13 protein-coding genes are annotated in these 20,478 nt (G+C 32.8%); 9 read left to right on the forward strand and 4 right to left on the reverse strand.

The window, feature by feature from the left end:
* The first annotated feature begins 70 nt into the window (after positions 1 to 70).
* Entirely contained in the window at positions 71 to 1,564 is a 1,494-nt protein-coding gene (locus ABD715_RS03685) for a YfcC family protein (protein ID WP_344786718.1), read from the forward strand.
* Between the two features lie 3 nt (positions 1,565 to 1,567).
* Here ABD715_RS03685 and holA read toward each other — a convergent pair whose 3' ends face one another.
* Positions 1,568 to 2,572, reverse strand: a complete 1,005-nt coding sequence (gene holA / locus ABD715_RS03690) for a DNA polymerase III subunit delta (protein WP_344786719.1) — start codon at positions 2,570 to 2,572, stop codon at positions 1,568 to 1,570.
* Positions 2,573 to 2,678: 106 nt separating this feature from the next.
* On the opposite strand from holA, the gene ABD715_RS03695 reads away from it, so the two are divergent.
* The 3 genes from ABD715_RS03695 (at position 2,679) to ABD715_RS03705 (ending at position 5,078) form a co-directional block, all read left to right on the forward strand.
* Positions 2,679 to 3,128, forward strand: coding sequence for a type I restriction enzyme HsdR N-terminal domain-containing protein (locus tag ABD715_RS03695; protein ID WP_344786720.1), 450 nt, complete (start codon positions 2,679 to 2,681; stop codon positions 3,126 to 3,128).
* Between the two features lie 28 nt (positions 3,129 to 3,156).
* The gene (locus ABD715_RS03700; protein WP_344786721.1) at positions 3,157 to 4,146 is read left to right on the forward strand and encodes a glycosyltransferase family 2 protein; all 990 of its coding nucleotides are present in this window, start codon (positions 3,157 to 3,159) and stop codon (positions 4,144 to 4,146) included.
* 95 nt (positions 4,147 to 4,241) lie between these two features.
* Positions 4,242 to 5,078 (forward strand): OmpA/MotB family protein, encoded by an 837-nt coding sequence (locus tag ABD715_RS03705; protein ID WP_344786722.1) that lies wholly within the window; start codon positions 4,242 to 4,244, stop codon positions 5,076 to 5,078.
* A gap of 213 nt (positions 5,079 to 5,291) precedes the next feature.
* Here the strand turns inward: ABD715_RS03705 and ABD715_RS03710 are convergent, their stop codons facing one another.
* On the reverse strand, positions 5,292 to 5,912 hold the full coding sequence (locus ABD715_RS03710; protein WP_344786755.1) for an L-threonylcarbamoyladenylate synthase: 621 nt from the start codon (positions 5,910 to 5,912) through the stop codon (positions 5,292 to 5,294).
* A gap of 93 nt (positions 5,913 to 6,005) precedes the next feature.
* Here ABD715_RS03710 and ABD715_RS03715 point away from each other — a divergent pair, with 93 nt between their 5' ends.
* Together ABD715_RS03715 and ABD715_RS03720 are read left to right on the forward strand one after the other, a co-directional pair.
* On the forward strand, positions 6,006 to 6,971 hold the full coding sequence (locus ABD715_RS03715) for a pepsin/retropepsin-like aspartic protease family protein (RefSeq protein ID WP_344786723.1): 966 nt from the start codon (positions 6,006 to 6,008) through the stop codon (positions 6,969 to 6,971).
* Entirely contained in the window at positions 6,968 to 7,936 is a 969-nt protein-coding gene (locus ABD715_RS03720) for an early set domain-containing protein (protein ID WP_344786724.1), read from the forward strand. The genes ABD715_RS03715 and ABD715_RS03720 overlap by 4 nt, the downstream gene beginning before the upstream one ends.
* A gap of 411 nt (positions 7,937 to 8,347) precedes the next feature.
* Here ABD715_RS03720 and ABD715_RS03725 read toward each other — a convergent pair whose 3' ends face one another.
* On the reverse strand, positions 8,348 to 10,705 hold the full coding sequence (locus ABD715_RS03725) for an ATP-dependent helicase (protein ID WP_344786725.1): 2,358 nt from the start codon (positions 10,703 to 10,705) through the stop codon (positions 8,348 to 8,350).
* A 219-nt stretch (positions 10,706 to 10,924) separates the two neighbouring features.
* Between ABD715_RS03725 and ABD715_RS03730 the strand changes: the two genes are divergently transcribed.
* Complete coding sequence (locus ABD715_RS03730; RefSeq protein ID WP_344786726.1) at positions 10,925 to 12,481, forward strand: FMN-binding glutamate synthase family protein; 1,557 nt, start codon at positions 10,925 to 10,927, stop codon at positions 12,479 to 12,481.
* A gap of 263 nt (positions 12,482 to 12,744) precedes the next feature.
* Positions 12,745 to 13,266, forward strand: coding sequence for a DUF7935 family protein (locus tag ABD715_RS03735; protein WP_344786756.1), 522 nt, complete (start codon positions 12,745 to 12,747; stop codon positions 13,264 to 13,266).
* On the opposite strand, the gene ABD715_RS03740 is transcribed toward ABD715_RS03735, so the two are convergent.
* A complete protein-coding gene (locus tag ABD715_RS03740) occupies positions 13,267 to 14,181 on the reverse strand; it encodes a patatin-like phospholipase family protein (protein ID WP_344786727.1) in 915 nt (304 codons plus the stop codon).
* A 210-nt stretch (positions 14,182 to 14,391) separates the two neighbouring features.
* On the opposite strand from ABD715_RS03740, the gene ABD715_RS03745 reads away from it, so the two are divergent.
* On the forward strand, positions 14,392 to 20,478 hold the full coding sequence (locus ABD715_RS03745; RefSeq protein ID WP_344786728.1) for a PKD domain-containing protein: 6,087 nt from the start codon (positions 14,392 to 14,394) through the stop codon (positions 20,476 to 20,478).

The following is a 20,478-nucleotide window of genomic DNA, read 5'->3' on the forward strand; positions in this document are numbered from 1 at the left end:
ATTTTATTCTATTTCAAAATTCGAAAATTAAAATTAACACTATCTTTATTCTTATAAAAACTTATTTAATTTGAAAACCATAAAATTTCCTACAGCTCAAACTATTTTATTAATTATAGCTGGGCTAATTGCTGTTTTAACTTGGATAATTCCTGCAGGTAACTTTGATACTTTAACGTACAATAAAAAAGAGAATACATTTAGTGCTAAAAGTTTAGACAATAGTAAAACATACCCTGCAACACAAGCAAGTTTAAATAAGTTAAATATAAAAATACCTGTAAATAAATTTATAGATGGTGATATTTGGAAACCCATAGGCATTCCTAATACATATAAAGTTGTAGAATCTAAACCGCAAGGTGTATCTGATTTTATTAAATCGCCCATTAAAGGTATTATTGAAGCTGCTGATATTATTTTTTTGGTATTAATTATTGGTGGACTTATTGGTTTAATAAATTATACTGGAGCTTTTGATGCGGGTATTTCGTGGCTCGCAAAAACATTAAAAGGTTACGAGTATATACTTATTATTGTGGTTACCATTTTAATAGCTATTGGTGGTACTACATTTGGTTTGGCAGAAGAAACTATAGCCTTCTACCCTATTTTAATTCCGGTTTTTCTTGCTGCAAAATATGATGCTATGGTAGCTTTAGCCTGTATTTACTTAGGCTCGTCTATTGGCACCATGTGTTCTACAACAAACCCTTTTAGCTCTATAATAGCGTCTGATGCAGCTGGAATAAACTGGACTACGGGTTTAACAGGCAGATTTATAATGCTTATATCTTGTACCATAATTTGTTTAATTTATGTTATTGTTTATGCACAACGTGTTAAAAAAGACGCTAGCAAATCTATAATTTACGACCAAAAGGAAGCTATCGAAAAACTTTTTGGAAATACAACTAATGCCTCTTTAAAATTAACAAATCAATTACGTTTAATTCTATTTGTATTTATAATGTGCTTTATTATTATGATATACGGAGTTTCGAATTTAGATTGGTGGTTTGTAGAAATGACCTCTGTATTTTTTGTTGGTTCTATTTTAATAGGTTTTATTGCGCGTATAAAAGAGTATAAATTTGTAGATCTTTTTGTAAAAGGTGCTGGTGAGTTATTAAGTGTTGCCATAATTATTGGTATTGCAAGAGGTGTTACTGTACTTATGACCGACGGACAAATAAGCGACACCATGTTGTATTATGCAAGTAATATTACTAATGGTATGAATAAAGGACTCTTTGCTAATGCTATGCTTTTTATTTATGGCGGACTTTCATTTTTTATTCCCTCGTCATCTGGTATGGCTGTTTTAACCATGCCTATTATGTCGCCTTTGGCAGATGGTGTGGGTATTGGTAGAGAAATTGTTGTAAATGCATACCAATACGGTATGGGGTTATTTGCATTTATTAACCCAACAGGGTTAATTTTAGCCTCGCTAGCTATTGTAAAAGTAGGCTATAATAAATGGCTAAAATTTGTAATACCATTAGTTGTTATTTTAACCTTATTTACAATGCTTATGCTAACTTTACAAGTATACTTATAAGTATTAATTTAAAATTCTAAAAAGAAGTTCTTTTAATAAGTCGCCTTGAGGTACCGAGTTAGCCCCTACGCCTTTACTTTTTACATCAAACTCCCTTAACAGAGCAATAACAGCACTTACTTTACGCATCGGGAAATTTCTAGCTGCAACATCATAATCTTTAACAAAATAAGGGTTTACTCTAAGTGCAGAAGCTACATTACGAGGCGATTTATCGCTCAATCCGTGATAATTTAATAATTGAGAAAAATAACTAAATAATAACGATACTGTCATAACCATAGGGTTATCCTTAGGGTTTTCTGCAAAATAATTTACAATTTGGTGTGCTTTAACAACATTACGCTCGCCAATAGCTTTTCTTAATTCGAAATTATTATAGTCTTTACTTATACCTATATTTTTTTCAATATCTTCTGGAGTAATCTGTGTGTCTTTATCCAGAATAATTTGAAGTTTTTCTAATTCATTATTAATTTTACTTAAATCTGTACCCAAAAACTCAACAAGCATTTGTGCTGCTTTTGGAGAAATGGTATATTTTTTTGGAGCCAACACACGCCTAATCCAATCTGCAACTTGGTTTTCATAAAGTTTTTTACTTTCGTAAACAACACCAACCTTTTTAATAGCCTTATAAAGTCCTTTACGTTTATCAATCTTTTTATATTTATAATTAACCACTAAAACAGTTGTTGGCTGTGGGTTACTAGCGTAACTAACTAGTTTTTCTATATATCTAGATAAATCCTGCGCTTCTTTAACAATAACAACTTGGCGTTCTGCCATCATTGGGTAACGTTTGGCTTGTCCAACAATATCGTCTATAGTAACATCTCTACCATACAAAACCATTTGATTAAAACCTTTTTCTTCTTCTGCAAGCACAGTATTTTCAATAAAATCTGAAATCTTATCTATATAATAAGGCTCCTCTCCCATTAAAAAATAAATAGGTTTTAATTGTCCATTTTTAATATCGCTAACTAATTGTTTGACTTCGTCCAAAAGCTATAAATTTTCGTAATTATAAGTACTAATATTCAAAATTGATAATTGAATATTGTGAGTTATCATTTTGTGGTTTAACTTTGAAAAAAACTAAAAAAGCCCATTGCAAGCATTAAATTTTCCAAAGTTTTCTTTTCGATTCAAAAATAGCGAAAATAAAATTTCTATTTTCGATGTCATCCGTAAAAAGTTTGTCATTTTACAACCAGAAGAATGGGTGCGTCAACATTGTGTTGCCTATTTAATAGAGCATAAAGGCTACCCTACTTCGTTAATTAATGTAGAAAAAGAACTAACCGTAAATGGATTAAAGAAAAGATACGACATTGTTGTTTTTAACCCTGACGGAAGTATTTTTTTAATGGTAGAATGTAAAGCTGATAAAATTAAAATAGACCAAACCACATTCGACCAAATAGCAAGGTATAATTTAGCGTTAAATGCAGAGTTTTTAATGGTAACCAACGGTATAAATCATTATTATTGTCAAATGGACTTTAAAAATGAATGCTACAATTTTTTAAAAGACATACCGCATTACAACCTACAATAAAACGTTAAAAACTAAAAAAGAACAAACTTTGAAAATAGCAATTGTTATATTAAATTGGAATGGAAAACAGCTTTTAGAACAGTTTTTGCCATCGGTTATAAAACATTCTCAAAATGCTATTATTTATGTTGCAGACAACGCCTCTACAGATGATTCTATTCGTTTTGTTACAGAAACATACCCATCTATTAGAATAATAAAGAATGCTAAAAACGGTGGATACGCCAAAGGTTATAACGATGCATTACAGCATGTTAATGCCGATGTGTTTTGTTTGTTAAACAGCGATGTAGAGGTTACAGAACATTGGTTATTGCCCATAATAGACACCTTTAAAGCAGAGAAAAACACTGCTATAATTCAACCTAAATTATTAGATTTTAAAAACAAAGATACGTTTGAGTACGCTGGAGCAGCCGGTGGTTTTATTGATAAATACGGTTACCCATATTGTAGAGGTCGTATTTTTGATACTTTAGAAAAAGACACCAAACAGTATAACGATACCGCCGAAATATTTTGGGCCTCGGGAGCTTGTTTATTTATAAGAAGTGAAATTTATAGACAACTAAATGGCTTAGACGAATTGTTTTTTGCCCACATGGAAGAAATAGATATGTGTTGGCGTGCAAAAAACTTAGGATATAATATAAAATATGTGGGTAACTCTACTGTTTATCATGTAGGTGGCGCAACTTTAAATGCTGCAAACCCTAAAAAAACATATTTAAACTTTAGAAACAGTTTATTTGCTTTAACTAAAAATGCCAAAGGAAACATTTTTGGTATTATTTTTGTGAGGTTAGTTTTAGACGGTATTGCAGGTGTAAAGTTTATGTTCGAATTTAAATTTAAACATGCTTTTGCTATAATTAAAGCACACTTTAGCTTTTACCATTATTTAAAAATCATGTTAAACCAACGCAAAACCATTGTAACCCGTGTAAAATACTACAGAACTAAATCTATTGTTTACAATTACTTCATCAAGAAGAACAAAAAATTCAAAAGTTTATAAATACTTTGCAAAAATTTTGTTAACAATGTTACTTTCAACGTATTTTTATATACTTTTGACCTTACAACAACTAAAAATAATCCATATTTCAAAACATGAAAAGAATTCTATTACTTAGCGCAACATCATTATTATTGTTAGGTTCTTGTGTTGCTAAAAAAGATTTTTTAGCCTTAGAGCAAAAACAAAAAGAAACTCAAGATTTATTAAACTCAGCAACTGTAAAACTAAACTCTTGTTTAGAAGAGAGAGCATCTGCTACAGCTAAAGCTTCTGCTTTAGAAGACAGAATTGCAGATTTAAAAAAGAGTAACGATAACTTAACAATTCTATCTACAAAAGGAGCTAGTAATGTTGAGAAAACGCTAGAAAGCATTAAAGAAAAAGATTTAAAAATAACACGATTACAAGATGCACTTACACAAAAAGATAGTGTAACATTAGCCTTAGTAACTAGCTTAAAAAGAGAAGTTGGTATTAACGATCCAGATATCGAGGTTAATGTAGAGAAAGGTGTGGTATTTATTTCTATAGCAGATAAGTTATTATTTCAAAGTGGTAGCTACAACGTAACATCTAAAGCTAAAGATGTATTGGCTAAAGTAGCTAAAGTTGTTAATAGCAAACCTGATTTTGAATGCATGATTGAAGGACATACAGATAGCAGATCTTACTCTAAAGGTGTTCTTGTAGATAACTGGGATTTAAGTGTAAAACGTTCTACTTCTATTATTAGAGTATTACAAGATTTAGGTGTTAACCCAGGACAATTAATAGCTGCTGGTCGTAGTTCTTACGTACCGTTAGTAGATAACGATACCGCAGAAAATAGAGCAAAAAACAGACGTACACGTGTTGTTGTTCTTCCTAAAATCGATCAGTTTTACGAAATGATTGAAAAAGAAATGAAAAACTTAGAAGGCAATAACTAATTGTTTTAAAGTATAAATTAGAAAAGCTCAACCGAAAGGTTGGGCTTTTTTTATAGCGTAAAAAAGAGAAATAATACATTAAATTTTGATTTCAAATTGTATTTTTACGTGAGGAGCTGCAAATCAATAATGTAAGAAAAAGTATAATTAAAAGGTTTATCTGCAAAAAAAAATATGCCTTATAAAAACTATTAAAATACTTTAGATAAAAAATTAAAATATCTCTAAATCTCCTTTACCCTCTCTTAAAATAACAGGTTCACCGTCAGACAAGTCTATAATAGTAGATCCAAGATTACCGCCATAACCACCATCTATTACTAAATCTACAAGATTACCCCATTTTTCTAAAATAAGTTCTGGGTCTGTGGTGTACTCTAAAACCTCGTCTTCGTCGTGTATAGAGGTAGACACAATAGGGTTACCAAGCGCCTTTACAATATCTATAGCTATGTTGTTATTTGGTACACGAATACCAACGGTTTTCTTTTTCTTAAATGGATTTGGTAGTGTTTTGGCGCCTGGTAAAATAAAAGTATAAGCACCAGGCAATGCCCGTTTTAATATTTTAAATGTAGTTGTGTCTATTTGTTTAACATAATCGCTTAAATTACTTAAATCGTGACAAACAAAAGAAAAATTGGCTTTATCGAGTTTTATGCCTTTAATTTTGGCAATACGCTCTAGGGCTTTAATATTGGTTATATCGCAACCTAAACCATAAACAGTATCGGTAGGATATATTATTAAACCACCTTTTTTAAGAATAGCTACTACTCTATCTATTTCTCTAGGATTTGGGTTTTCCTCGTAAAGACGTATATATTCGGCCATATTTATTATGTGCATTCTTAGTTTACTAAAGTAATATATTTATTTAATGATAAAAAATTGTAACATTTCTCAATTTTAATAGTCTTTAATTATATGCTTAAACTGGGTTTTGCTTTTATAATTTATATTTCAATAGTTTGCTTTGGTAATGCAGCTAATGAGGCAAAACTCCCTATTCATTTTCCAAAGGCCGAAATACTTAATAAGTATACTACTAGAATACCTTTTAAACTGGTAGACCATTTAATTGTTGTTGAGGCAGAACTTTATAATAAAAAAGGTATGTTTATTATTGATTCTGGTTCTGAAACTATGATTTTAAACAAGGTTCATTTTGGAAAAACATACCATTTTCATAGAAATACTAATAAAGTTTCTGGGGTTAATGAATTAATTGACTATTCTTACAAGAAACGAATTAAAGCGTTTGATTTAAATGGCTTTAAACTTGAAAATAAAATTTCTGATGTTATAGATTTATCTCATATAGAAACCAGTAAAAAAATAAAACTTCTTGGTGTAATTGGTTATAATATTCTTAAAGATTATGAAGTTTTTATTGACCTCTATCTAAATCAAATTACCTTAACTAAGGTTGATAAAAAAGGAAATAAATTAAACAATAAAGTTTACTTAGAAAAAATAGTAGATAGTTTAAATTTTAGTTTAAAAAAACATACTATTGTAGTAAATGGAACAATAAATAAACATAAAGTAAAACTGGGTATAGACACAGCTGCAGAGTTTAACCAAATAAACAAGAGTATTAACAAAAAAGCGTTAAAATATTTTATACCTAAAAAACGATTAAAATTAAACGGTGTTAGCAACAAAACAATACGTGTTTTGGCAGGAAAATTGCATCGTGTAAAGTTAAATGACAATGTTTATTTTGGTCCCATGTACACTGTTTTAACTAACTTAAATAAAATGAATGAGGTTTTTGGAATACAGCTAGATGGTATTTTAGGTTATGAGTTTTTTGCGCAAAAAAGAACTATTATTAATTATCAAAAAGAAAAATTATATTTTATAGATTACCCGCTAAACACACAATGAAAATTTTAAAATCACATATTATATGTATCGTATTTGTTTTTGCTTGTTTTAGTGTTTTTTCACAAACTAGTGAATTAAAAGGGTATACGATAGAAAATGATACTGTAGTATTTAGATTTGATGTTAGAGATTACTCTAAATTTACAAAAGAGCATACGGGACAATTACTTGAATTTGGAGATTTTAACATAGAAAGTGTTGTGGTAGCAGGAGATTTTAATCTTTGGTCTAGAGATCATTGGAAGATGAATAAAGTTAATAAATACATTTACGAACTTAAGAAAAACATACACGATTTTACAGACGAATTTTCTTGGGATTTTAAATATGTAATTAATAATTCTTATTGGGCAGAACCATCAAAATACGACCCTAATATTTCAAGAGCTATAAAAAATGGTAGAAAGCTAAGAGGCATTTATAATTTAAAAATGTATACCGCTTACCCTTATAAAAATGGAAATGCAAGCTTTAAATTAAAAGGTTATAAAAGTGCTAAAAAAGTAATTTTAGCAGGCTCTTTTAATAAGTGGCACGAGCATCTTTTTAAAATGAATAAAACAGAAAATGGATGGGAACTAACGCTGCAAATGAAACCAGATATATATCAATATAGATTTATTGTTGATGGTAATTGGATAGAAGACCCTAATAATACTAACAGAACACCAAATGAATTTAATGAATACAATTCTGTAATAGATATTCAAGAATATACAACCTTTACTTTAGTAGGTTACCCAAAAGCTAAAAAAGTTATTTTAGCAGGTAGTTTTAATAATTGGAATGAGGATGCTCTTAAAATGAATAAAACAAATAAAGGTTGGACTTGTTCTTTACCGCTTTCTGGAGGAAAACATCACTATAAATTTATTGTAGACGGAAAATGGATAACAGATCCAGAAAACCCTTTAAGAGAGTATGATGGCGATGGACATATTAATTCTGTTTATATGCTAAAATAATATATACAATTAACGCCTCAACCATCTATCTCATCGATTTTAGTTATTTTCTTGTTGTTTAGATTTCAGTCCTCCTTTCTTAATTCTTTTGGTACTTAAGCCATGTATAAAATTATTTTCTTTTAAAATAGCTTCAAAATTTTATAATCGTAATTATATGCATATTTATAGCTTTTCTAACTTTTATAAAAAGCTTGTTGTTCTTTTTAACTTTAGTTTATAACAACATTTACATCAAATAAAAACCCTAGCCATTTTTATAAATGTTTAATGTCAGTGCTTCTAGGTGTTAGCGCTCTTTAACATTTTGTATATCTGCTTACGCTTTAATAATATAAAAGCGTAAACAGATAATATCATTTAAAATAAATGTAAATTTCTAATGCTATTTATATGCTAAAACACAATGTATTAGCCTATAACCTCTAACTTAGCAAAACGCAGTAACAACTTTTTAGTACCACCATGCTGAAACTTAATTTCTGCTTTTGTATCTGCGCCTGCACCTTCTATTTTTAAAACTTCGCCAGTACCAAATCTTAAATGTTTTACTTTATTTCCTGCTACCAGTTTATTATCAAACAAATTGGTATTACCTCCTGTTTTTGCAACTGGTTTTAAGTTTTTGGGCGTAGTAACCTTAAACTTTTCTGGTTCTTTTTTAGATTTAAAATCCTTTTTTAAAACAGCTTGTTTGGCAGGTTTAAATCTTATTTTATTAGGCGATGCTTTTTTACTTGTTGCAGAAGGAGTGTCTCCAAAAATATCGGCACTAAGCATGGGGTTAAAACGTAACTCTTCTTTTGGTGTTGTTATTTCTAAATACTGCTCGTCTATTTCCGAAATAAAACGACTTGGCTCTGAGTCTACCAACTTACCCCAACGGTAACGCGATAAAGCGTAAGTTAAATAGGCTTGTTTTTCTGCTCTTGTTACTGCAACATAAAAAAGACGACGTTCTTCCTCCAATTCTGCTCGTGTATTACCACTCATAGCACTAGGAAACAAATCTTCTTCTAAACCAACAATAAAAACATTAGAGAACTCTAACCCTTTTGCAAGGTGAATAGTCATTAACGCCACATGATCTGGATCGCCTTTATCTGCATCTGCATCTGTTGCTAAAGCAACATCTTCTAGAAATTCTGCTAAAGACCCTGTAGTATCGGCAATTTCTTTTTGTCCTTCAACAAAATCTTTCATACCGTTAATAAGCTCTTCAATATTTTCCATTCTGGCAACACCTTCTGGTGTACCATCTTTATTAAACTCTTTAATAATTCCGGTAGTTCGTGTTACATGTTCTGCTAACTCAAAAACATCTGCAGTTTGGTTAAGTACTTGAAAACTCTCTATTAATGTTACAAAGTCTTGCAGTTTCTTTTTAGTACCAGAATTAACTTTAACATTGGTTTTGTCAATGTTTTTCATAACCTCGAACATAGTACGGTTATAACCGTTTGCAGATACTATAAGTTTATCTACTGTGGTTTGACCAATGCCTCTAGGCGGAAAATTAATAACACGTTTTAAAGCTTCCTCGTCTGCAGGATTTATAATTAACCTTAAATAAGATATAACATCCTTAATTTCTTTTCGTTGATAAAAAGATGTTCCTCCATAAATTCTATACGGTATATCGCGTTTACGCAAGGCATCCTCTATAGAACGCGATTGTGCATTTGTTCTATACAAAATGGCAAAATCACTATTATGAAGTTGATTATTCATCTTTTCTTCAAAAATAGTACTTGCAACAAACCGCCCTTCGTCTCCATCAGTTAACGATCGGTTTACTTTTATTTTTGCACCCTCATCATTCGCGGTCCATACCACTTTATCAAGTTTAGTTTGGTTTTTGTCTATAATAGAATTGGCTGCATTTACAATGTTTTTTGTCGATCGGTAGTTTTGCTCTAACCTAAACACTTTTACATCGTCATAATCTTTCTGGAAATTTAAAATGTTATTAATATTTGCTCCTCGAAAAGCATAAATACTCTGTGCATCATCCCCTACCACACAAATATTCTGAAACTTATCTGACAATGCTCTTACTATTAAATATTGCGAATGGTTTGTATCCTGGTACTCATCTACCAAAATGTATTTAAAACGGTTTTGGTATTTCATTAAAACCTCTGGAAATCGCGTTAACAACTCATTGGTTTTTAATAGCAAATCATCAAAATCCATAGCGCCAGCTTTAAAACAGCGCTCTACATAAGCTTTGTAAATATCTCCCATTCTAGGGCGTCTTGCCATAGTATCTGCTTCTTTTAATTCTGGATTTTGAAAGTAAGCGCGAACCGTAATTAAACTGTTTTTGTAAGACGATATTCTGCCTAACACCTGTTTGTATTTATAAATATCTTTATCAAGATTCATTTCTTTAATAATAGACGCTATTAAACGCCCAGAATCTTGAGAATCGTAAATAGTAAAATTGCTTGGGTATCCTAATTTATCGGCTTCAATACGCAATATTTTAGCAAAAACCGAGTGAAATGTTCCCATCCATAAGTTTTTAGATTCGCTAGAGCCTACTATGGTAGAAATACGTTCTTTCATCTCTTTTGCTGCCTTATTTGTAAAGGTTAAAGACAAAATATTAAACGGATCTATGCCCTTATGCATCAAATACGCAATACGATATGTTAATACTCGTGTTTTACCAGAACCCGCGCCTGCAATAATAATCATAGGGCCTCCAATTTGTATCGTTGGCTCTAACTGTGCTTCATTTAACTGACTTAAATACTTTTCCAATCTGCATGTAAATTTAAAGATGTGAAATTAACCATTGTTACGCTTTTATTAAGGTAGAATTGTTAAAAATTATAAACAATTAAACTTAATTACTGCTTAATTAAAATTTAAATATCTTTAGACTGAAAATAAATTATAAATTTTATGAAATAATTCACTTTTTTTATAGAAAAAAGACCGTTACAGAAATTACCTTTGATCTTTTTTAAAACAATTTACATGGATATAGTTTTAGATTTTCTTTCGAGCATCTCTTGGTGGATGTGGGTTTTAATTCTTTTAATAGCAGTTGCTATTAGAGATGTTTTTTTTAATAAAAGACACACTATTAGTCATAACTTTCCTATTGTTGGCCACTTACGCTATTGGCTAGAAAGTATTGGCCCAGAAATGAGGCAGTATTTTGTAGCGAATAATAGAGAAGAATTACCTTTTAACCGTATAGAACGTGGTTGGATTTACGCTTCGGCAAAAAAAGAAAACAACTACGAAGGTTTTGGTACAGATAGAGATATTAACGAACACGGACATATTTTTATTAACAATGCCATGATGCCTTATAAGGTAGACAAAAACCATCCGCACGATATCGATAAAACCTTTTTACCATGCGCTAAAGTTATGGGCGTGCATAATAAAAGAAAAAGACCTTACAGACCTGCATCTGTTATAAACGTATCGGCTATGAGTTTTGGTTCTTTATCTGCAAAGGCCATAGAATCTTTAAATAAAGGCGTGAAAATAGCAGATGCTTACCATGTTACAGGCGAAGGTGGTTTGTCGCCTTACCATAGTAATGGTGGCGATGTTGTATTCCATTTTGGTACAGGTTATTTTGGTGTACGCGCCGAAGATGGAGGTTTTTCTATGGAAAAAATGATAAAACTAGTAGAAACTAATCCATTTATTCGCGCCATAGAAATTAAACTATCTCAAGGTGCTAAACCAGGAAAAGGAGGTGTTTTACCAGGTGCAAAAATAACTAAAGAAATAGCAGAAATTAGAGGCGTAGAAATAGGCAAAGATGTGCTTTCGCCTCCAAACCATAAAGCGTTTTCTAACGTTCCAGAAATGGTAGAGTTTATAGAAAAAATTGCAGATGCTACAGGCTTACCTGTAGGTATAAAAGCAGCCATTGGTAAACTAGAGCAATGGGAAGAATTAGCTAACTTAATGGCCAAAACAGGAAAAGGACCAGATTTTATTACTGTAGACGGTGGCGAAGGCGGTACAGGTGCAGCGCCTCCAAGTTTTGCAGACCACGTATCTTTACCATGGGTATATGGGTTTAGCGACTTATACAAACTTTTTCAAAGTAAAGGTTTAAGCGAGCGTATTGTTTTTATAGGCAGCGGTAAATTAGGCTTTCCCGCCAAAGCAGCTATGGCATTTGCTATGGGTGCAGACTGTATTAATGTAGCTCGAGAAGCCATGATGAGTATTGGCTGTATACAAGCCCAAGTTTGCCACACAAACCGCTGCCCTGCAGGTATAGCAACGCAAAGCAAATGGTTGCAAAACGGTGTAGATCCTACTTTAAAATCTGAACGATTAGCGCAATACTTTAAAACATTTAGAAAAGAATTTGTAGAAATTACACATGCTGCAGGACACGAGCACCCGTGTCAATTTAACATGAAAGACATCGAAATTAATGTAGAAAACCGCAGCAAGTCGTCAGAATTAAATAACACCTTTAAATACGAGAAAACAGAAGTCCCTTTTTCTGGTATGCAACATTTAAAAGATTGCATGCATTTAGGCGGTTGCAAATAATAAAAACAAAACTTTTAGTTATTAAATATATTTGGGGCGTAACCCTATCGGGTCGGGCTATACATTGCAAGTCCTCGGTCATACTTCCCTGTGGGCTATTCATTACTATCCCTTACGCGGTATTTCGCAGCAATATTGTTTAACTATTAATAGCTAGTATTTATGCCAAAGTTATTTTTACATAACCATACATCTAAAGGCAGATATTTTATTTGTAAGATAAAATCAAACCCACTATGTTTGTAAAAAAACAACTATTATTTATGGATGCTAGCAGATTTGTTGACTTATTATTCTTTTTAATACCGTCTCTATTAACCGGACTTATTGCTTATTACTTTTTTAAAGAGCATACAAGAAACGAAGATGGACGCAGACGTTTTTTATTAAAAAAAGATTTGCAAGTTAACACCATGCCAATGCGCCTACAAGCTTACGAACGTATGGCTCTGTTTTTAGAACGTATTACACCATCCAAATTATTAGTAAGAGTACCACCAATGTCTACAAATAAAAACGATTACGAAGCATTACTTATAAAAAGCATAGAGCAAGAATTCGAACATAATTTATCGCAACAAATTTATGTAACAGATAAATGCTGGAGCATTATCTCTACAGCAAAAATAACCACTATTCAGTTAGTAAGAAAAGCTTGTTTATCAGAAAAAACAGATTCTGCCAATAAGTTAAGAGAAGTATTAATTACAGAAATGATGGAGCGTACAGCACCAAGCGATACTGCTCTAGCATATATAAAAGAAGAAGTATCTCAAATGTGGTAATTATTTATCTATGCGTAACTCGTTCGAGTCCGCTTCCATAAATTTACGCTCAGCATAATTATAGCCTTGCTCCCACCAAGAAAGCATGAGTTTTTTATTAAAAATAAGGGAGTTTTCTGTAAGTTTAGAAGGTGTATAATACAAATTAAGCTTAACATCTCTATTAATAGCAGCAAGTTTACCTATTGTAATATCGCTTCGCTCTACTTGGTCTAACAAATGGCCAAATAAGTTAAGCATTAAAGAAAACGGATTTTTTCCCAGCACCTTATTATACTGCATGTTTTCAGACTCTAAAATAATAGCGTCTATCTCTGTCGCACCTCTTAAAATAGCTTCTCTAATAGGAACAACACAACCAAAAGCACCATCTGCATATTCAAAACCATCAACTTTTGCCAAAGACATAAACGGAATATAGTTACAAGAAATCCAAATCCAATTACAAAACTCATCATAAGAGAAATCTTTAATAGACTTATACTCCACTCTATTTTTAGACAAATTAGAAACCGTAACAATAACGTCTTCTTTGGTAGTTCGTATCAAATTAAACTCAGCCTCAGTAAAATGTTTTCTTAAATAACGCTTTAAAGCTTTACTTTCTCCAAACGTTCTTTTACTTTTTATAAACTGAATAAGTGTATTAAAATAATTAATGGTAACATACTCTCTATTATCCTTTTTACGTAATACAAAAGGGTTAATACTAAAAATATTACTCTGTTTTACATTAGTAAAAACACCATGTAATTTATCTATTTTACCCAAAGCTAAATGTGGCACAAGCAAACTACCTGTTGATGTGCCAAGGTACATATCGTAATCTCGTTTTTTTTCCTGAATTAAATATTGCGCTACGCCACCTGCATACGCTCCTTTGCTACCTCCTCCAGAAATTACTAATGCTTTCATTTATTTTTCTTAATGCGTAAATATACTAAGAAGCATTACAAAAATTTAAATCCATTTTAAAATATTTTAAGTCCAATACCATAAATAATACACTAAAACAACTTATAATTAAGCATTTTTATATAAAAAGTAAGAATATGTGTCTTTTAATAATAGTTACATAAAAAAGAATAATTATTTTAGTTGCAGCTATTAACATAATTATTACACATGAAGAAAAATTATTTCTTTACGGTCTTGTTGTTTTCTATAATCAGCTTATCAATTTTTGCATTAAATAAAATTGACACCACCAAAAGCCTTAAAACAAGAGTAATACACCTTGCTCTTAAAACCAAAGATAATTCAGCTATATTTTTACCGCCAACTGCTAATATTTCTGGCTCGACTAATGTGTGTAGAAACGATCCTGCTCCCCGAGTTACTTTTACAGGCTCTAACGGAAACGCCCCTTACACCTTTACATACACTATTAACGGAGGAACTCCAAACACCACAACCAGCACTTTCGTTCCAGTAAGTACAAGTGTTGCTGGCACATTTGTATACGAACTTATCTCTGTAGAAGACGCTAACAATGACGTTACTACATTTACTAATAGACGAGTAACCATAACGGTTGGTGAACCGGTAGTAGATTTCTCTTTTGATAACGATGGTGTTTGCGCTGGTACTAATGTAAACTTTACATCTACAGTAACAGGCAACGCACCTTTTACTTATAATTGGAGTTTTGGTGATGGCGGATCTTCTGCAAGAGAAAACCCTACGCACAGATTTAATTTATTAGGTTGTAATATGCAAACTGCTAATGTAACTTTAACAGTAACCGATGCTAATGGTTGCACCAATGTTGTAACAAAGCCAGTTAACGTACAGCAAAAGCCAAGATTAGAATTTCAAGATGTTGATAATAGGTTCGATCCTTTTAATAATTGTGGAAACAATACTACAGACCCTTCATACACCATAAATGTGGATATAGAAAACGTATCATCTTGTATAACTTCTTACGATGTAGATTGGGGAGATGGTAGCAGCATAGAAACCAATGTAACATTTCCTGCTACACATACATACACACAGTTGGGTTCTTTTAATATGGATATTACTGGTAGAGGTACTAATTGCGATAATACAGTTACCTATTTAATTAAAAACTCTAGTAACCCTACAGGTTCTATTGTTAACCCAGGAAATACCGTTAATTTATGTACGCCAGTTAACCCTATTGAATTCGCTATAGGTTCTTGGGCTACCAACCCGCCAGACACTAATTATTCTATTGATTACGGAGATGGCAATACCGAGAACTATACACAAACTCAATTAGAAGCTTCTACTTATTTTGATTCTGCAAATCCTGCAGCTTCTCAAAATTACCCCATACCACATACCTATACCGAGTCTAGTTGCCCAAATAGTTACACTGTAATTTTAGCTATTACGACATCTTGCGGACAAACAAATTTAACTGCTGGACCCATTATAATTTTAAGAAAACCAGAAGTTAGCTTTGAAGATCCACCTACAAGTTGTGTTAATACACCTGTAAGTTTTAATAACACATCTTTGGATGGTTACAGCAATAATTGTAGTGTTAACGATGGTTATTATTGGGATTTTGGAGACGGTAACACATCTACCACAAGAAATCCTTCTCACACATATACTTCTGCAGGAACCTATACCGTATCTTTATATGCAGAAAACTCTTGCGGTGTTACCAATACCGTTAGCAAAACCATTTGTATAGAACCACAATTAACAGCAGCTTTTACTGTAGATGCCAATAATGGTTGTTCTCCTTTAGCAGTGCAAACTACAAACGCTACCGATTTAAGCTTAAGTTGTGGCACAGAAACTTACCTTTGGGAGGTTACCTATACTTCTGAGTTTTGTGGTACAGTTCCTGGACAATGGAATTTTACTGGAAGCACAGACCAAACATCTGCATCGCCATCAATAAACTTTATAACAGCAGGAAGTTATGAACTACAATTAACTACCACCAACTCTTGCGGTACAAGTATTGCTACCCAAACCATTGAAGTAAAACAACCTCCAACAGCAACTATAGATGCTATTCCAGATTTTTGTGGCACTGCTTCTATTACACCTGTAGCTACCATAAATAGTTGTGCACCAGCTTCTGAAACCATAACATATAGTTGGACATTTCCTGGAGGTACACCTGCGACAGCAAGCACATTAGATCCGGGCACTATTACTTACGCGTCACCTGGAGACTACCAAATATCTTTTAGTATTACCAATAATTGCGGTACAATAACAGATACAGAAGACTTTAGTGTAAACCCAATTCCGTCTGTTACTAACACTAATTTAAGTCAAACTATATGTTCTGGCACAGACACTGCCACAGTAAACTTAACATCGAATATTGCTAATACTTCTTTTTCTTGGACTACAAATGCACCATCAGGAATTACTGGACATACAAGCTCTGGAACTACAAATGTTATACCTGCCCAAACTATTTTTAATTCTAACACAACATCTGAAGATGTTATCTACACCATTACACCATCTGTTGGAGGTTGCGCAGGCTCTTCTGTATCTTTAATTATCACTGTAGATCCTGCACCTGCATTTACGAGTCAGCCACAACCAGAAACCATTTGCTTAAACGGACCAGTAAATACGCTTTCGGTTGCTGTAAATGGTCCTGGTACATCATCATACCAATGGTATAGCAATACCTCAAATAGCTCTACTGGCGGAACCGCTATTGCAAGTGAAACAAATGCCACTTATACACCTCCAAATAATAATGTTGGTATTATGTATTATTATAATGTTGTATCGTTTACATCTGGTGCTGGTTGTAACGAAATAACATCAAACGTAGCGCAAATTGAGGTTGTTAATGGTATTCAAATAGACACCCAACCTATAAATACTCAAAGTATATGTAATGGTGGTAATATTACATCTCCTTTAACTGTAATGCATTCTGGAGGTACAGGCTCTGTGACATATCAATGGTACACTAATACTACAAACTCTAACACAGGAGGCTCTATTATATCAGGCGCCACAGGAGTAGATTATACACCGCCTATGTTTTCAACATCTGGCAATTTTTATTATTATGTTACAATTTCTCTAACAGGAAGCGGTTGTAGCGCTGTTACAAGTAATGTTGCTCAAGTTGTTGTAACAGAAGATCCTACAATAACAACACAACCTTTAAATTCGCAAACTTTATGTCAAAACGTAACACCTACAAATTTAGAAGTTGCAGTTTCTGGAGGTTTAGGCTCTACATACAATTACCAATGGTATAGCAACACATCAAACTCCAATATAGGAGGAAGCTTAATAAGCGGAGCAACCAATAATACATACACGCCACCAACAAATACAGTAGGCACTTTATACTATTATGCCGAGGTTACGCAACCAGATCCTGGTTGCGGTGTAACCAGTAGTACAGCTGAGGTTATTGTTAACCCTGCACCTAATTTTACAACACAGCCTATATCTAATACCTATTGTTTAGGAGATAACTTAAATACATTATCTGTTTCTTACTCTAACGGAGTTGGCTCACCTGCTTATCAATGGTATTCTAATACAATAAACGACGCTTCAACAGGAACTCCTATTTCTGGTGCTACAACATCAACTTACACCCCGCCATCTACATCAACCGGTACAATATATTACTATACTATAATTACATTTTCTGCAGGAGGCTGTACCGAAATCACATCGGATGTGGCAGAAATAACGATTAACCAAACGCCTCGTGTTAGTGATAAATCTGATATTATTTGTAGCGGAACTGCATTTAATATTAGTCCAGATTTTGCTGGTGGAGATATTGCACCTTCAGGGACATTTTACACATGGCCTACCCCCAGTGTTTCTCCTTCGGGTACTATTACTGGAGCATCTAGCCAAACAACAAATGAAACTACAATAAGTCAAACATTAACAAATACAACAACATCGCCAGCAACCGTAACATATGTAGTTACACCAACTATAGCTAGTTGCACTGGTAATCCGTTTACAGTTACCATTACTGTAAATCCTTCTATTAGCATTGTAGAAAATACAGTAAATAGCAATTGTTATTCTGCAAATAATGGTTCTATCGATATAACAATAAGTGGAGGTGTCCCATTTTCTTCAGGAAGTCCCTATCAAGTTTCATGGTCTGGACCAAATGGATATACTAATAATACAGAAGATATTTCAAGTTTAGCTCCCGGAAATTACACGGTTAATATTCAGGATGATGGAGGATGTCCGTTTACAAAAACCTTTAATATTACAGAACCTGACGAATTGATTTTTAGTGCCATAGATTTTAATCCTGAAACAATTTCATGCTTTAATGTTAATGATGGAGAAATTGGTATTACCGTAAGTGGCGGAACCACACCTTATCAATACAATTGGACTAAAAACGGATTGCCTTATGCTACAACCGAAGATTTATCTAATCTTGACGAAGGTATTTATGAAATTACTGTAACCGATGCTAATAGTTGCACGCCTATAACCCAAACCTTTAATATAATAGAGCCAGACTTACTAGATGTAAGCCTAAACAACCAAGTCAATGTTATTTGTTATGGAGAAGCCACAGGAGAAATTTACATTAATACAAATGGTGGTAGACCAACTGAAACTAGTCCTGGTAATTTTGATTACAGCTATGCTTGGACAGGTCCTAACGGTTATACCAATAGCACCCAAAACATTACAGGATTAATAGCTGGAACCTATAATGTAACAGTAACAGACAAATCGAATTGTACAGATACACTAGAAGTTATTTTAACCGAAACCAATGAGATTTTAATAGATTATACCGCAACAGAAATAGAATGTTATGGAGATAATGATGCCTCTATAACTATAAACAATATTTCTGGAGGTAATGCTCCTTATACTATTACTTGGAGTAACTTAGGTTCTGGCGTGTCTCAAACTAATTTATCGCCAGGCGATTATACCATTACAGTTACAGATAATACCAATTGTCCTAAGTCTGTAACCGTAACAATAGAAGAGCCACCAATATTCGATATAACACCAACTACAAATAACGTGTCATGCTTTGGAGCAAACGACGGAAGAATTGTTTTAAATTTAGTTGGAGGCATAAACCCTGTGTCGTTAGTTTGGGATGATGATGCTACAGCAGGTGTAGAAAGAAATAACATTGGACCAGGAAGTTACACGGTAACCATTACAGATGGCACACCTTGCGAAATAACCGAAACATTTGTAATTGCAGAACCAGCAGCTTTAGCCTTATCTGCAAATACAACCGACGCCTTAAATTGCGATAATGCCAACAGTGGCGCTATAAATCTTATTGTAACTGGAGGTACATTACCTCTCTCCTATTTATGGTCTAATGGAGAAACTACAGAAAACTTAAGCGCTATACCTCCAGGTAATTATTCTGTGGTAGTTACAGATGCTAATAACTGTGAAATAACAGGGAGTTGGAATATAAATAGATTTGAACCATTAGTTGTTAATGTTGATACTTTAACAGATTTTGATTGTGAAACAAAAACTGTAAATCAAACATTTGAAGCAAAACCAGAAGGTGGTGTACCGCCTTATAACATCAGCTGGTCTAACGGAACTGTTAGTGGAGCAAATGGTGAATTTATGAATACCTCTCAAAATGGATTTGTTATTATTGAAGTTGAAGACAGTATGGGATGTACAACAAATTACTCTTATAATGTTGATATTACAACCTTAGGAGATCCTGGTTTTAATATTTCTTCCAGTACTTATAATAATTTTGGTTTTTATTCAATTCACGATCCTATTCAATTTACAAATACAGCAACAGGAAGCTACACCAATGTGAGTTGGAATTTTGGTGATGGTCATTTCTCTATAGAAGAAAACCCTGTTCACACCTATACTAACGAAGGTAATTACACCGTAGAACAAACCGTAACCTATCCTTTTGGGTGCGTTTACACCATGCAAATATTGTTAATTGTTGAAAAAGGATATCGAATTATTATACCCAATGCGTTTACACCCAACGGAGATAATATGAATGAGTATTTTGTGCCAGAATCTATTGCCTTAAGCGAACTAAGTTTTAATATTTATAATACTTGGGGAGGTTTAATATATTCTGAAGAAGGCGAAACCATAAAAGGTTGGGATGGAAAAATTAAAGATAACCAAACAGAGAATGGTAATTACTATTACACTTTTAGTGGTAAAACATTTTACGGAGAAACAATAACAAGAAAAGGAGCATTTGTTTCTATTAAGTAA

The sequence above is a fragment of the Postechiella marina genome, assembly GCF_039538365.1.
GTDB classification, from domain to species: Bacteria; Bacteroidota; Bacteroidia; order Flavobacteriales; family Flavobacteriaceae; genus Postechiella; species Postechiella marina.